The 14842-nt window shown below is 58.2% G+C and carries 12 protein-coding genes; 7 read left to right on the forward strand and 5 right to left on the reverse strand.

The window, feature by feature from the left end:
* Positions 1 to 75 precede the first annotated feature (75 nt).
* Positions 76 to 1782 carry a peptide ABC transporter substrate-binding protein gene (locus RA28_RS04940; protein WP_039524208.1) on the reverse strand — a complete coding sequence of 569 codons (1707 nt, stop codon included), beginning with the start codon at positions 1780 to 1782 and terminating at the stop codon, positions 76 to 78.
* 249 nt (positions 1783 to 2031) lie between these two features.
* On the opposite strand from RA28_RS04940, the gene RA28_RS04945 reads away from it, so the two are divergent.
* From RA28_RS04945 to RA28_RS04970, 6 genes are read left to right on the forward strand one after another with little or no spacing between them, the layout of a single operon-like run.
* The gene (locus RA28_RS04945) at positions 2032 to 3888 is read left to right on the forward strand and encodes an ABC transporter ATP-binding protein (protein ID WP_082029762.1); all 1857 of its coding nucleotides are present in this window, start codon (positions 2032 to 2034) and stop codon (positions 3886 to 3888) included.
* Between the two features lie 6 nt (positions 3889 to 3894).
* Entirely contained in the window at positions 3895 to 4704 is an 810-nt protein-coding gene (locus RA28_RS04950; protein WP_039524210.1) for a hypothetical protein, read from the forward strand.
* Positions 4705 to 4717: 13 nt separating this feature from the next.
* Positions 4718 to 5884 (forward strand): acetylornithine deacetylase, encoded by a 1167-nt coding sequence (gene argE / locus RA28_RS04955; RefSeq protein WP_039525847.1) that lies wholly within the window; start codon positions 4718 to 4720, stop codon positions 5882 to 5884.
* Between the two features lie 30 nt (positions 5885 to 5914).
* Positions 5915 to 7081, forward strand: coding sequence for a M20 aminoacylase family protein (locus RA28_RS04960; protein ID WP_039524211.1), 1167 nt, complete (start codon positions 5915 to 5917; stop codon positions 7079 to 7081).
* Positions 7082 to 7095: 14 nt separating this feature from the next.
* Complete coding sequence (locus RA28_RS04965; protein WP_039524212.1) at positions 7096 to 8259, forward strand: M20 aminoacylase family protein; 1164 nt, start codon at positions 7096 to 7098, stop codon at positions 8257 to 8259.
* A gap of 17 nt (positions 8260 to 8276) precedes the next feature.
* Positions 8277 to 9440: a M20 aminoacylase family protein gene (locus tag RA28_RS04970; RefSeq protein WP_039524213.1), complete on the forward strand. Its 1164-nt coding sequence runs from the start codon at positions 8277 to 8279 to the stop codon at positions 9438 to 9440.
* 45 nt (positions 9441 to 9485) lie between these two features.
* Here RA28_RS04970 and RA28_RS04975 read toward each other — a convergent pair whose 3' ends face one another.
* Both RA28_RS04975 and moaA read right to left on the reverse strand, forming a co-directional pair.
* Positions 9486 to 10811 (reverse strand): 3-deoxy-D-manno-octulosonic acid transferase, encoded by a 1326-nt coding sequence (locus RA28_RS04975; RefSeq protein ID WP_039524214.1) that lies wholly within the window; start codon positions 10809 to 10811, stop codon positions 9486 to 9488.
* A 1-nt stretch (position 10812) separates the two neighbouring features.
* Entirely contained in the window at positions 10813 to 11820 is a 1008-nt protein-coding gene (moaA, locus tag RA28_RS04980) for a GTP 3',8-cyclase MoaA (RefSeq protein ID WP_039524216.1), read from the reverse strand.
* A 90-nt stretch (positions 11821 to 11910) separates the two neighbouring features.
* On the opposite strand from moaA, the gene RA28_RS04985 reads away from it, so the two are divergent.
* Entirely contained in the window at positions 11911 to 12330 is a 420-nt protein-coding gene (locus RA28_RS04985; protein ID WP_039524218.1) for a hypothetical protein, read from the forward strand.
* Here the strand turns inward: RA28_RS04985 and RA28_RS04990 are convergent.
* Both RA28_RS04990 and glmS read right to left on the reverse strand, forming a co-directional pair.
* The gene (locus tag RA28_RS04990; RefSeq protein WP_039524220.1) at positions 12318 to 13019 is read right to left on the reverse strand and encodes a DNA alkylation repair protein; all 702 of its coding nucleotides are present in this window, start codon (positions 13017 to 13019) and stop codon (positions 12318 to 12320) included. The genes RA28_RS04985 and RA28_RS04990 overlap by 13 nt on opposite strands.
* Complete coding sequence (gene glmS / locus RA28_RS04995; RefSeq protein WP_039524222.1) at positions 13016 to 14839, reverse strand: glutamine--fructose-6-phosphate transaminase (isomerizing); 1824 nt, start codon at positions 14837 to 14839, stop codon at positions 13016 to 13018. Before glmS ends, RA28_RS04990 begins: the two co-directional genes overlap by 4 nt.
* Between the last annotated feature and the right edge of the window lie 3 nt (positions 14840 to 14842).

Genomic DNA, 14842 nt, shown 5'->3' on the forward strand with positions numbered 1-14842 from the left:
GCGTCTTCTAGTTGGTGGAATATGCGAAAGACCGCGCCCCGAAGAAATCGGGGCGCGGCATTGCAAGGCTACTGCTTAGGAACCGGTCTTGCGGTACCAGTCAGCAATGTTCCACAGTTCGCTGTCCCAGACGTTCAGGACAACACCGCCAAGCGTGTTTGCATGGGCCGACAGACGACCACGGTGCACCAGCGGGATCATGCCGCCGTTCTGAACCATGATGTCGTTCAGCTGCTTGGCAATCTCGGCGCGGGCTTCAAGGCCAGCAGTTTCGGCCAGCTGACCATGCAGCTTATCGAACTCTTCGTTGCAGAAGCGGCTGATGTTTTCACCCTGCCACTGCGTATCCGGACGCGGGGCCTTATCGCACAGGCCGTTGCCCAGATAGGACTGCGGGTCGGTGCCGTTGAAGGTGTTCGCGTACATTTCAACGTCTGCATAGAACTTCTGGAAGGTGTCGGGCGAGCCCGGGTCGCCACCGAAGAAGACCGATGCGTTGATGTTGCGCAGTTCGGATTCGATGCCGATCTGGCTCCACCATTCCTTGATCAGCGCCTGGAAGTCCTGACGGACGGCGTTGGTCGAGGTCTGATAGACGATTTTCAGTGGCACGCCGTCTTTTTCACGGATGCCGTCGCCGTCGGTGTCAACGATACCAGCCTCGTCCAGCAGCGCGTTTGCACCATCGATATCCTGCGTATCGCAGCTCATCGAGGTCGAGCTGAAGGCGGCCGGTGCGGGAACCCAGTTGCAGGTCACTCTGCCGGCCTGACCGTAGCCGATTTCGACCAGCAGCGGACGGTCGATAGCCATCGACATCGCCTTGTAAACAGCCGGATCCGTAAGGAACGGGTGCGGATGTGCGGCCGTCGAGCGCTCGCCTTCCGGCAGGTCAGGTGACGGGTTGGTCTGGTTCATCATGATCCGCTCAACCAGTGGTCCGAAGCCGGCAACCGGTGTGCCTTTGCCGCCTTCCTGCATCTGCGCGATGACTTCGGGCGCAAGTTGCAGGTTCCAGGCATAGTCAAACTCGCCGGTTTCCATAACGGCGCGGCCCGCTGCCGTTGCATCGCCGCCGCCTTTGAAGGTTACGGTCGCAAACGCCGGCTTGGCCGGATCGCGATAGTTGTCGTTGGCCGCAAACGTGATCACGTCATTCGGCTTGAATTCGGTGACGACAAAGGGGCCGGTGCCGATCGGGTTGAAGTTCTGATCGGTGCACTCGGGTGCCTTGGCGCCAACACAATCCGCGAACTGAGCGGCCTGAATGATCGGGCTTTCACCACCGACGAAGGGGCCGTACGGGAACGGTGTCGGGGCGTCAAAAGTCACTTTGACGGTCAGGTCATCCACGGCCTCGACCGAGGTGACGCCTTCGAATTTGGTGACCTGCGCGCAGCCACCTTCGGGGTGCATGCAGTAGTCAGCGGTGAATTTGACGTCAGCCGATGTGAACGGCGTGCCGTCCGACCATGTGATTCCCGGTGCAATCTTCCAGGTGATCGAGGTCAGGTCTTCGCTGACGCCGCCATTTTCCACGGTTGGTATCTCGGCAGCGAGGAACGGCACCATGTTTCCGTCTTGGTCATAGCGCGCCAAAGGCTCGATCACCAGCGACGCCGACTCGACGTCTTTGGTTCCGCCGGACAGGAAGGGGTTCAGGATCGACGGGGCCTGCCAGTAAATTATGCTGACATTGCCGTCCGATCCGCGCTCGGCAAAGGCCATGGGGGCCATCGCCGTGCTTGCAATCGCACCGAGCAAAAGTGTTTTAATCTTCATTATACACTCCCAAATTGGACACAAACGTGTCTCGATTATCTCCGCAATGCCTGCGGACTTGGCGTTGCCGCGCAAGGGGCAAAGCTTTGACGCAAAACAACAATGTGCTTCACGTCTCGCGAAATTCGCTGACTCCCCAAGGCGGTTACGTGGGGTATCGAAACAGAACTTTTGAAAATTGCAAGCCTTGCCGTCGCGAAATTCCGCAATGCGTTTGACTTTTCCGGCGTAGCGGCCTTAGCGTTTGGCATTCAGAAAAAAAATGACGCCAAAGGGAGCGCGCTTGTGCTGGATCAACCTATCGCCCAAATCAAAAAACTTAGGGTGGAATTTCAGACCAAAGACGGGCCCGTTGTCGGCGTCGAAGATGTCTCGTTCGAGGTGAAACCGGGCGAAACCGTTTGTATTGTTGGGGAATCCGGCTCGGGCAAGTCGGTGTCGTCGCTGTCGCTGATGCGTCTGGTCGAGTTCGGCGGCGGCGAAATCGCGGGGGGCGAATTGCTGTTTGATCGCCGCGACGGCGAGGAAATGGACCTGTCCAAAGCCGACCAGGATCTGATGAAACAGATTCGCGGCAACGAGATCGGGATGATCTTTCAGGAGCCGATGACCGCGCTGAACCCGGTTTTCACAGTTGGTCGTCAGCTTACCGAGGGGCTGCGCATCCACAAGAACCTGTCCAAGACGCAAGCAGAAGAGCGCGCTTTGGAACTGCTGCGCCAGGTTCGTATTCCGGAACCCGAGCGTCGTCTGAAGCAATACCCCCATGAATTGTCGGGCGGCATGCGTCAGCGCGTGGTGATTGCCATGGCGATGGCCTGTGAACCGCGCCTTTTGATTGCCGACGAACCGACTACCGCGCTCGACGTGACCATTCAGGCGGAAATTCTGGCGCTGATGGACCGGCTCAAGCGTGAAACCGGCACGGCGGTGATGTTTATCACGCATGATATGGCCGTGGTCGCGCAGATGGCGGATCGCGTCGTCGTCATGTTCCGTGGCAACAAGGTTGAAGAGGGCTCCGTCAAAGAGATTTTCGAAAACCCGCAGCACGATTACACCAAGGCCCTGTTGGCGGCGGTGCCCAAACTTGGCGAGATGCAAGGAAAATCCGCACCCGAACCGATGAAGCTGTTGGGTGTTGACGGCCAGAACATTGCGCCGATTCCCGGAACCGAAGAGGTTTTGCTGACGGTCAAAAACCTGACCACCCGCTTTCCCGTGAAAGGCGGGCTTTTGCGTCGCACCATCTCGAACGTGCACGCGGTCGAAGACGTTTCGTTCACGCTCAACAAAGGGCAGACGCTCAGCCTTGTTGGCGAATCCGGGTGCGGCAAAAGCTCGGCCGGGCGGTCGATCCTGCGCCTGGTCGAACCGATGGCCGGCGAGATTGATCTGGACGGCGTGGACGTCATGAAACTGGATCAGGGCGGATTGCGCAAAGCCCGTCTGGACATGCAGATGATTTTCCAGGACCCCTTCGCCTCGCTGAACCCGCAGATGCAGTTGGTCGATCAAGTCGCGGAACCCATGCGCAACTACGGCGTGGCGTCCGGGTCCGAGTTGCAGGACCGGGTGGCCCAATTGTTTGACAAAGTGCAGCTGCCGCGAAGCTTCATGCGTCGTTTCCCGCATGAGATGTCGGGCGGTCAGCGTCAGCGTATCGCGATTGCCCGCGCCCTTGCTTTGAACCCCAAACTGATCGTCGCGGACGAGGCGGTCTCGGCCCTAGACGTGTCCGTGCAGGCGCAGGTGCTGAATCTGATGATGGAACTGCAGTCCGAATTGGGTCTGTCATACCTGTTCATCAGTCACGACATGGCCGTGGTTGAACGTGTCAGCCACTATGTCGGCGTCATGTATCTGGGACGGATTGTTGAATTGGGTCCGCGGGCGCGGGTGTTTGAAAACCCCCAGCACGCCTACACGCAGGCGTTGATGAAGGCGGTGCCAATTGCCGACCCGAACAAGCGCAAGTCGGAAAAGGATCTGAACTTCAAACCGATCCCGTCACCCATTCATCCCATCGGGTATGAGCCTGATCCGTCGGTATACCGTGAAGTCGAACCTCGACACTTTGTGCTTGAGACCGACAGCGGTTACTAGGGCGCTATGAAGAAGCAAATTATCTGCATTAACTGGGGCACCAAGTACGGGCCGAATTATATCAATCGGTTATATGGAATGGTGGCTCGGAACATAACGCCACCTTTCACCTTTACCTGCTTCACGGATTCGCGTGAAGGCGTTCGCCCCGAGGTCCTGTGCGAGGATCTGCCCGAAGTCGACTATGAAATGCCCGTCGGCGTTATCGGAAAATGGCCAAAGTCCCGTCTTTGGAGCGAAAAGCTGGGCGCACTCAGCGGCCCGGTTCTGTTCCTGGACCTCGACATCGTCATTACCGGGTCGCTGGATCTGTTCTTCGAAATTGGCGAAGAAGACGATGTTGTGATGGCCCGAAACCCAACCACACCGTTCGAGCGGCTGGGCCAGACCTCGTTGTTTCGCTTCCCCGTGGGAAAGCTGGCACCGATGCAGCGGGCGTTCCGCGAAGACCCTCAGAAAATCGCCGAAAAATTCCGGTTTGAGCAGCGGTATGTCACGCAGAACGCACCCGGTGGCGTCAAGTTCTACCCGCGCTGGGCGGTGCAACAGTTCAGCCATGATTGCGTCTGGACGTTCCCTTTGAACCTTGTGATGACCCCGAAACTGCCGAAGCGTGCAAGGGTCGTTATTTTTGCCGGGGCCAACGATCCTGAAAACGCTGTTCAGGGTCGCTGGACGCATCGACACACCGCAGGGTCGCTGGGCACCTATTGGGCAGCGCGCCATGACCGAAAGTCGACTGAAAAAAACGGGTTAAGGTATTTGCGCCACTTCATCAAACCCGCGAAGTGGATTGAAGAGCATTGGGTGGGTTAGTCCGGGTCAAGAGATTGCTATGAGATTGTCGCCAAAGAATATTCTGGATCAGTTGGTGTCGTTTCCGACCGTCAGTCGCGACACCAATCTTCCGTTGGTTGACTGGGTTGCGAGCTATCTCAAATCTCATGGGATCGAACCCCATATCTGGCCGGACCCGGATCAACCGCACAAAGCCGCGGTCTTTGCTCATGTCGGGCCTTGGGAAGAAGGCGCGGTCGTCATGTCTGGGCATACGGATGTCGTGCCTATCGACGGTCAGCCATGGGACACCGACCCTTTTGTCGTGACCGAACGGGATGGCAAGTATTTCGGTCGCGGGACGTGTGACATGAAAGGCTTTGACGCTCTGGCGATTTGGGCGCTGGTCGAAGCCCAATATGCCGGCATCAAACGCCCCCTGCAATTGGCGTTGAGTTTTGACGAAGAAGTCGGCTGTACCGGCGCGCCGCCGATGATCCAAGCCATGCAGAAAGTACTTCCCAAAGGGTCAGCGGTCATCGTAGGTGAGCCATCCACGATGCAAGCCGTCACCGGCCACAAGGGCGGTTTCGGATATGACACGCATATCGTCGGGTTCGAAGTGCACAGCTCGATCATGCATACGGGCGTCAATGCGATCATGGAGGCCGCGCCGCTGATCAACTGGGCCAACGAACAGAACGCCCAAAACAGGACGGCCAAACCGACCGATATTGCCGCGATGTTCGACCCCCCTTGGACGACCGTCCATGTCGGGATGATCGACGGCGGGACTGCGCATAACATCACTGCGAAAGACTGCTGGTTCATGATGGATTTCCGGACGGTGCCCGGCCAGCAGAAAGCCGGGTGGCGCGACGCTTATTTTGAACAAGTGCGCGCGGTCGAGGCGCGAATGAAGGCGGTGCATCCCGAAGCGCGAATTGATGTGTCTGAAAATTTCTCAATCCCTGGATTGGCACCGGAGCAAGACGGCGAGGCAGAGGCCCTTGTGCGCTCACTGACCGGCGACAACGCCTCGCATGTTGTCAGCTATGGTACCGAGGCCGGCCAATTTCAGGAGGCGGGATACTCGGCCGTAATTTGTGGTCCCGGCGATATTGCGCAGGCCCACCAACCGAATGAATTTATAACTATTGAACAGTTCAACGCGGGACACGCGTTCATGGAAAAATTGGTCGAGCGACTGAAAAACTGATCTTTCTCGGCGCTGAAAGGGAGATTGCACATGCCTGTCAAAAACCGTCTTGCCGAAATGCACGGTGAGATCACCAAGTGGCGTCGCCATCTGCATGCTCATCCCGAACTCATGTACGATGTTCACGAGACCGCCGCATTTGTTCAAGATCGTCTCACAGCATTTGGGGTCGACGAGATCACGCCCGGCATCGGTAAAACCGGTGTTGTTGCTGTGATCAAGGGCCGGACAGACACCAAGGGCCGGGTTATTGGCCTGCGTGCCGATATGGATGCCTTGCCGATCGAAGAGGCAACCGGGCTGGACTATGCCTCGACCGTTTCGGGCAAGATGCACGCCTGCGGACATGACGGTCATACCTCGATGTTGCTGGGCGCGGCGCAGTATCTTGCCGAGACCCGGAATTTTGACGGCACCGTTGTGCTGATCTTTCAACCGGCCGAGGAAGGCGGGGCAGGGGGGCTGGCCATGTGTCAGGACGGTTTGATGGAGCGGTGGGGCATTCAGGAAGTCTATGGCATGCACAACATGCCGGGTCTTCCGGTGGGTGAATTCGCCATCCGGCCGGGCGCGTTGCTGGCGTCGTCTGATGAGTTTGAGATCGTGGTCACCGGCAAAGGCGGCCACGCTGCCGCGCCGCATGATGCAGTCGATACAACGCTGGTGGCATCGCATATTGTCGTGGCCTTGCAATCGGTTGTTTCGCGAACCGTTGATCCGATCAAACGGGTGGTTCTGACCGTGGGCACATTTGTGACAGACAGCGTTGCCTCAAACGTGATTGCGCATACCGTGCGTTTACAGGGGACTGTGCGCACACTGGACCCGGAATACCGCAAGATTGCCGAAGACCGTGTGCGTCGGATTGCCGAAGACACCGCGTCGGCCTTCGGTGCCTCTGCGCACGTGACATGGACGCCGGGTTATCCGGTGACGGTGAATTCGGACGATGAAACGATCTATGCCGCCGAAGCAGCGCAGGCTGTGGCGGGCAAGGTGAACGACAGCACCGATCCCATCATGCCGTCAGAAGATTTTGCCTACATGCTTGAAGAACGGCCCGGAGCCTACATCTTTATCGGAAACGGTGACACGGCCATGTGCCATCACCCGAAATACAACTTCGACGACGACGCCATTCCCGCCGGGTGCAGCTGGTTTGCTGAACTGGTGGAACGACGATTGCCCGTCACCTGATTTGGGAGGATCAGATGCCTATCAAAAACCGGCTTGCCGAAATGCACGACGAAATAACGGGTTGGCGGCGGGATATTCATCAGCATCCCGAGATTCTGTATGACACGCATCGCACAAGTGCGCTGGTTGCTGAAAAGCTGAAAGAGTTCGGTTGCGATGAGGTTGTCACCGGGATTGGCCGGACGGGTGTTGTCGGTGTGATCAAGGGGAAAACGGATACGCAGGGCCGCGTGATCGGGTTGCGCGCGGACATGGACGCGCTGCCGATGCAGGAACAGACCGGGCTGGACTATGCCTCAAAAACCGAAGGCGCGATGCATGCCTGCGGCCATGACGGGCACACGGCGATGGTGCTGGGGGCCGCGAAGTATCTGGCCGAGACGCGGAACTTCGACGGCACGGCGATCGTGATTTTCCAACCCGCGGAAGAGGGCGGCAATGGGGCCGAGGCCATGTGCAAGGACGGCCTGATGGACCGATTTGGCATTCAGGAAGTCTATGCAATGCATAATGTGCCCGGCGTTCCCACAGGGCAGTTTGCCATTCGGTCCGGTCCGCTGTTGGCGGCGGCAGATGAGTTCGACATTCATCTGGAAGGTCATGGCGGTCATGCAGCGAAACCGCAGGAGACGATTGATACCACGGTGATGCTCTCGCAGTTGATCGTTGCCTTGCAGACCATCGTGTCCCGCAACGCCGACCCGATTTTGCAGGCGGTCTTGTCTGTGACGTCCGTCGAGACGTCCTCGAAAGCGTTCAACGTGATCCCGCAATCTGCCCAGGTGCGGGGGACCGTGCGGACCCATTCGAATGATATGCGCGATCTCGTCGAAAAGCGGCTGACCGAGGTTGCCCAGGGTATCGCGCAAACCTTCGGAGGAAAAGCAACCGTAAACTACAAACGCGGGGTTCCGGTGACGATCAATGCCGAGGAACAAACCGGCTATGCCTCTGAGGCTGCGGTTTCGGTTGGCGGCAGTTGCATCGAGGCTCCGATGGTGATGGGCGGCGAGGATTTCTCGTTCATGCTGGAGGAGCGTCCGGGCGCTTTCATCGTGCTGGGCAACGGCGACAGCGCCGGGCTGCACCACCCCGAATACAATTTCAACGACGAGATCATCCCGATGGGGTGCTCGTGGTTTGCTGAAATGGTCGAGCGCCGAATGCCGGCGGCTTGAATTAGGAGAAAGAAGACATGCCAGTTAAGAACCGATTTGCCGAATTGCAGGATGAGATCACCGCATGGCGACGGGATATCCACGAAAATCCAGAGATTCTGTTTGAAACGCACCGCACCAGCGCGTTGGTGGCAGACAAACTGAAGGAATTTGGCTGCGATGAGGTTGTGACCGGGATCGGTCGCACCGGCGTTGTGGGAGTGATCAAAGGCAAATCCGACAGCAAAGGCAAAGTGATTGGTCTGCGCGCCGATATGGACGCGTTGCCGATCCATGAGGCGACGGGTCTGGACTATGCCTCGAAAACCGATGGGGCGATGCATGCCTGCGGTCATGACGGGCACACAGCGATGCTGTTGGGGGCTGCGAAATACCTGTCCGAGACGCGTAATTTCGATGGCACGGTTGTAGTGATCTTCCAGCCCGCCGAGGAAGGCGGCGGCGGAGGCCGCGAAATGTGTGAAGATGGCATGATGGACCGTTGGAATATCCAAGAGGTCTATGGCATGCACAACTGGCCCGGCAAACCGGTTGGCAGCTTCTCGATCCGCCCCGGTTCGTTTTTTGCTGCAACCGATCAGTTTGACATCACCTTTGAAGGACGTGGCGGACATGCCGCGAAGCCACAGGAGACCGTGGACACGACCGTGATGACAGCGCAGGCGGTTCTGGCCCTGCAGACCATCGCGTCCCGCAATGCCGACCCGATTGATCAGGTGGTTGTATCTGTCACGTCGTTTGAAACGTCCTCGAAGGCGTTCAACGTGATTCCGCAGACCGTGCAGATCAAAGGCACGGTACGCACCATGAGCAAAGAGATGCGTGACCTTGCGGAGCAACGGATCAACGAGATTTGCAGCGGAGTAGCGGCAACCTTCGGCGGCACGGCGGATGTGACCTATATCCGCGGCTACCCGGTGATGGTGAACAGCGACGAACAGACCGATTTTGCCGCCGAAGTGGCCCGTTCAGTGTCTGGGGATTGTGAAGACGCGCCGCTGGTCATGGGGGGTGAGGATTTCGCCTTCATGCTGGAGGAGCGTCCCGGCGCTTACATTCTGGTTGGTAATGGCGACACGGCCATGGTGCATCACCCGGAGTACAACTTTAACGACGAAGCCATTCCGGCTGGTTGCAGCTGGTGGGCAGAGATCGTTGAACAGCGGATGCCTGCCGCTTGATGTAACGGCTCGTGGGGGCTCTGCCCCCACACCCCCGGGATATTTTTAGCCAGATGAAATTGGATCCGTGACTTTTTTCAGATCGAGTTGTTGACACAGAACGCGGATGACATCGTCCAGCGCGGTTTCTTGCGTGTTTACGCATGATTGCGTCGCAGCGCGGGCGGCATCAAGCGCGGCAGAATCCGACAGCCATTGCGCGACCGTTTGCGCCAGCCCCGTGCTGTCTTGCACTTCGACAGCGCCACCGGACTTGATCAACGGCGCGAAGGTTTCGGCAAAGTTGAAATAGCCCGGTCCGGTGATGACTGCAGCCCGCGCCTGTGCCGGTTCGAATGGATTGTGCCCACCAATTTCCTTGAGCGAGCCGCCCAGAAATACGATGGGGCATAAAGCGTACCATGTACCTGTCTCACCCAGCGTGTCCGCAATGTAGACCTGCGTATCTGTGATGATGTCCTGTTTCGCGCTACGAAGTGCGAATTCGAGCGCCGAGTTGCGCACCAGGTCCACGACGTCGTCCCGGCGTTCGGGATGGCGCGGGATCAAAATCAGCAACAGGTCGGGCCATTGTTTCAGCAATTGCCTGTGTGCGGCCAGAACAGCCTCTTCTTCGCCGGGATGGGTGGAACTGGCGATCCAGACTGGGCGGTGTGCGATCTGTTTGCGTATGGTGCCAAGTACCTTTTCGTCAACCGGCAATGGGTCGGACATGGCTTTGAGGTTGGTGCCGGGATGCACCCGTTCCTTTTTGGCCCCCATTGCGATCAGATTGGCGGCGGTTTTTTCGTTCTGCGTCAGAAACAGCCGAAACTTGCCCAGAAGAAAGCGCGCCGTCTTTGGGCGGTTCCGCCACCCCTCGACGGATTTGTCGGACAAACGCGCGTTCAACAGGGCGAGGGGGATTTCGCGATTGGCGCTCTCCACGATCAGGCGCGGCCAGATTTCGCTTTCCACAAAAACACCGGCATCCGGCCTCCAGTGATCCAGAAACCTGCGAACAGGTCCGCCGGTATCCAGCGGTGGAAACTGGTGGCGCGTGCGAGGGGGCATTCGTCTTTCGATCAGCGCAGCTGACGTTGGCGTGCCCGAGGTGATCAGAAACTCGGCATCCGGCAGGCGATCGCCCAAACGATTGATGAGACTGAGGACGGAAAGGCTTTCACCGACGCTGGCTGCGTGAAACCATATGAGGCGGCCTTTGGGTCGCGGTTGACTGGGATAGCCCAACCGCTCTTTTTGCCTTTCAGGGGATACGCCTGCCGTCTCTAGTTTTCTCCGCACTGTTCGCCAGGCAACCGGTCCAATGATGGACGTCAGCCCGCAGTATAGTTTGTAAAGTAGCGTGGGGCGATCCGTCTGCCCGGACATGTTACCCGCCCGTATGACTCATGTGACGGGTCATCTGGCCATCGACGGTCTGGCGGGAATAGTCGAAATCATGACCTTTGGGCTTGAGATTGATCGCGGCACGGATCGCATCCTCCAACGGTTTTTCGCTGTTGGGATGTTCGCGCAGCGGCGCGCGCAGGTCTGCCATATCCTCTTGCCCGAGACACATGTAAAGCTCGCCGGTACAGGTCAGGCGGACGCGGTTGCAGCTTTCACAGAAGTTATGTGACAGCGGCGTAATGAAACCGATTTTCTGCCCCGTCTCCTCAAGGCGCACGTAGCGCGCGGGACCGCCTGTGCGTTCGGCCAGATCGGTAACGGAATAGTGTTTTTCATATTCCCGGCGCACGTCCTTCAACGACCAATACTGATCCAGCCGATCCTCGTTGCCGATGTCGCCCATGGGCATGACCTCGATCCACGTCAGATCCATATCGCGTTCCGCGCACCATTCCGTGATTTTGGGCAGTTCAGGCTCATTAAACCCCTTCAAGGCAACCGCGTTGATTTTGACACGCAGACCCGCCCTTTGTGCCGCATCAATGCCGTTCAGAACCTGTTTCAGACGTCCCCACCGCGTGACCTTTGCAAACTTATCTTCGTCCAGTGTATCCAGCGAGACATTCACGCGGCGCACGCCGGCTGCGTAAAGGTCATCGGCGAAGCGGTGCAACTGCGAGCCGTTGGTTGTCAGCGTCAGTTCCTTCAGTGCGCCGCTGTCCAGGTGCCGGGTCATGCTGTTGAAAAACATCATGATATTGCGGCGAACCAGCGGCTCGCCCCCGGTGATCCGCAGTTTCTGCACGCCTAAATTCACGAAGGTCGAGCACATGCGGTCCAGTTCTTCCAGCGTCAGCAGATCCTTTTTGGGCAGGAAGGTCATGTTTTCGGACATGCAATAGACACAGCGGAAATCGCAGCGGTCCGTAACGGAGACGCGGAGATAGGTGATGGCGCGGGCAAACGGGTCGATGAGCGGAGCAGTCATGGCCCATACGTAAAGCGGCAGGTGGGCACCGGCAAGGGTGAACTGCGCTTTGCACTGGCACAAGTGGGCGCACCGGGGTAAATTTCCCGTATGAGATTAGCTTTACTGGGATTTTGCTTTCTTTTGGCCGGATGCGAAACCGTTCGGTCCACGTCTGATCGACTTTTTGGTGGTGCGGAGCCGCAAACAGATGCCCAGCCTCAGGCGACAGAGGTTGAAACGGCGCCCGAACCCGTTGCAGCGTCATCGGCGGTGGGCTGGAATGGTCCGCGTAAAACGGTGGCCGGGTTGGGTGATCCAACGACGCCGGGACGATGGCTTGAGACGTCATTGGTCGAGGTCGAAATGACCGGCCGTGTCGTTGTTCCAAGAACAGGCGCGCAGGCCTATATCACACTTGTGCCGGGACCCGGAGCGGAAGGCAGCGGCAGTCGGCTGTCGTTGGACGCGATGCGCGCCCTTTTGGTGCCATTTGACGAGCTGGTGGAGTTGGAGGTCTATTCCAACTGATCGCGCAGGAACTTTCCGGCTTCTTTGCGGGCAAACGGCTTCATGTCGTTGCCGTATCTTTTGAGGAAGGCAATGACCCGTTCAGGATCGTGTTTCGACAGTTCGCGCAGCCACCATGCGATCGCTTTCTGGATGAACCAGGTTTGATCCGGCACATAATCGGCTGCCCAACCTAAGATACGATCACGGCGTTGAAGGTCATCGGGCTTGGGGTGGTTTTGTTTGGTCCAAGGAAGGGTTGCGACCAATGCGGCGCGACGGGTCCACATATGCGCGGATTCTGTCCACGACTCGACCTGATCCAATCGTTCGGGATTGGCAACCAGCCGTTTCTGCATCGCCATGCAGGCATGATCGGCGACAGCCCACGCGTCGAAATCTGGCAGCCAGGACTGCAAGAGGTCCCAGACCGCCTGATCCGGTCTGATCCGCGCCTGCGTCAAAAGCTTCGCAGCGGCAAGACGCCCCTCGTGAATGTCTGTTTGCCACAGGGCGCGTGCCAGAAAGACGCGCTGATCAATGTCCAGATCCTGCCGCCACGCTTTCGTCAGATCGTTCAGGATCGGGTTTGGCACGCCCAGATGCGTCCGGGCATTCTTGTGATAGGCTGCGGCCTGTTCGGCACGTAAAGCATCCGCGTGCGCGCGGATCTGATCCAGAAAGAACTCGGTTTCGATATTCCGGGTCATTCCACCGTCACGGATTTCGCCAGATTGCGTGGCTGATCCACATCCGTGCCTTTCGCGACCGCCGTGTGATAGGCAAGCAGCTGCGCTGGCACCGAATACAGGATCGGTGTGAGGCTGGGGTGGACATGCGGCATGCGGATCGTGCTCCAAACCCCGTCCTGAGCTTCGTCAATGCCGTCATCGTCCGAAACAAGTATGACTTTGCCCTTGCGCGCCATGACCTCTTGCATGTTCGAAACGGTCTTGTCGAAAACCGCGTCCTTGGGGGCCATGACGACCACTGGCATATGTTTGTCAATCAAGGCGATTGGGCCATGCTTCAATTCGCCCGAAGCATAGCCTTCGGCGTGGATATAGCTGATCTCTTTCAGCTTGAGCGCGCCTTCCATCGCCAGCGGATACATAAGGCCGCGGCCAAGGAACAGGACATCGCGAGCTTCGGACAGGCGTTGCGCCGAAGTTCGGATGGCCTGATTCTGATCCAGCGCTGTATTCAGCACCGAAGGCAGACCGCGCAGCGCGGCAGCATGATCGGCAATCTCGTCCGCCGTCAGGGTCCCACGGTCCGACGCTGCCTTGAGTGCCATCATCAAAAGAACGCTCAACTGGCAGGTGAACGCCTTGGTCGACGCCACGCCAATTTCAACGCCCGCGTGGATTGGCAGGGCCAAGTCGCTTTCTCGCGCGATCGAGCTCTCGGGTACATTCACAACCGAGACAATTTTATCCGCCTTGCCCTCGCAATAGCGCAGTGCAGCCAGCGTATCGGCGGTTTCGCCTGACTGGCTGACGAACATGGCCAATGTCCGTTCGGGGATCGGTGGCTCACGATAGCGGAACTCGCTGGCGATATCGACTTCGACGGGCATCCCGGCCAGTTGTTCAAACCAGTATTTTGCTGTCAGGCATGCATAGAAGGCGGTGCCGCATGCGACCATCGTCAGGCGATCAAGCTTGGTAAAGTCGATCCCTGCACCGGGCAGAACCACCTCATTGCCATTGGCGGGCAGGTAAGATCGGATCGCTTCGGCGACCACGACCGGCTGCTCGGCGATTTCTTTTGCCATGAAATGCTTGTGTTCACCTTTGTCGGCGCGGGCATGTTCAAGCTTGATCTGGTGCGTTTCGCGGTTTGCAAGCTCACCCGCCTCGTTACGGATCTCAAGCGAGGTGCGGGTCAGAACGGCGCGATCACCTTCTTCAAGGTAGGTGATGCGGTCGGTGAGCGGGGCCAGCGCGATCGCGTCCGAGCCCACATACATCTCACCGTCTCCGTGCCCGATGGCCAGAGGCGAGCCCTTTCTTGCCGCGACAATCAGGTCATCTTCACCGTCGAACAGAAATGCCAACGCAAAGGCACCTTCCAATTGATCGATCGTTTTGAAGGCGGCCTCGACCGGAGACAATCCAGAACGCATGAAATGCTCGGTCAGCAGCGCGACAGTTTCCGTGTCGGTTTCGGTAACAAAATTGACACCATGTTCGGCCAGTTCGGCGCGCAGTTCGCGGTAGTTTTCAACGATGCCATTGTGCACGACGGCCACCGGCCCTGCCTTGTGCGGGTGGGCGTTTGTAACGGAAGGCGCGCCATGCGTGGCCCAACGCGTGTGACCTATCCCGGATTTCCCCGGCAAGGGGTCATGCACCAGTAGGTCGCTGAGGTTGACCAGCTTGCCAACGGCCCGTCTGCGGCCCAGCGTGCCGTCGTTGACCGTCGCAATACCCGCGCTGTCGTAACCACGGTATTCAAGACGTTTCAATGCCTCGACCAGGATAGGTGCCGCTTCGTGCGAACCCAAAACACCAACAATTCCACACATAAC

The sequence above is a fragment of the Ruegeria sp. ANG-S4 genome (assembly GCF_000814005.1).
Classification (GTDB): domain Bacteria; phylum Pseudomonadota; class Alphaproteobacteria; order Rhodobacterales; family Rhodobacteraceae; genus Ruegeria.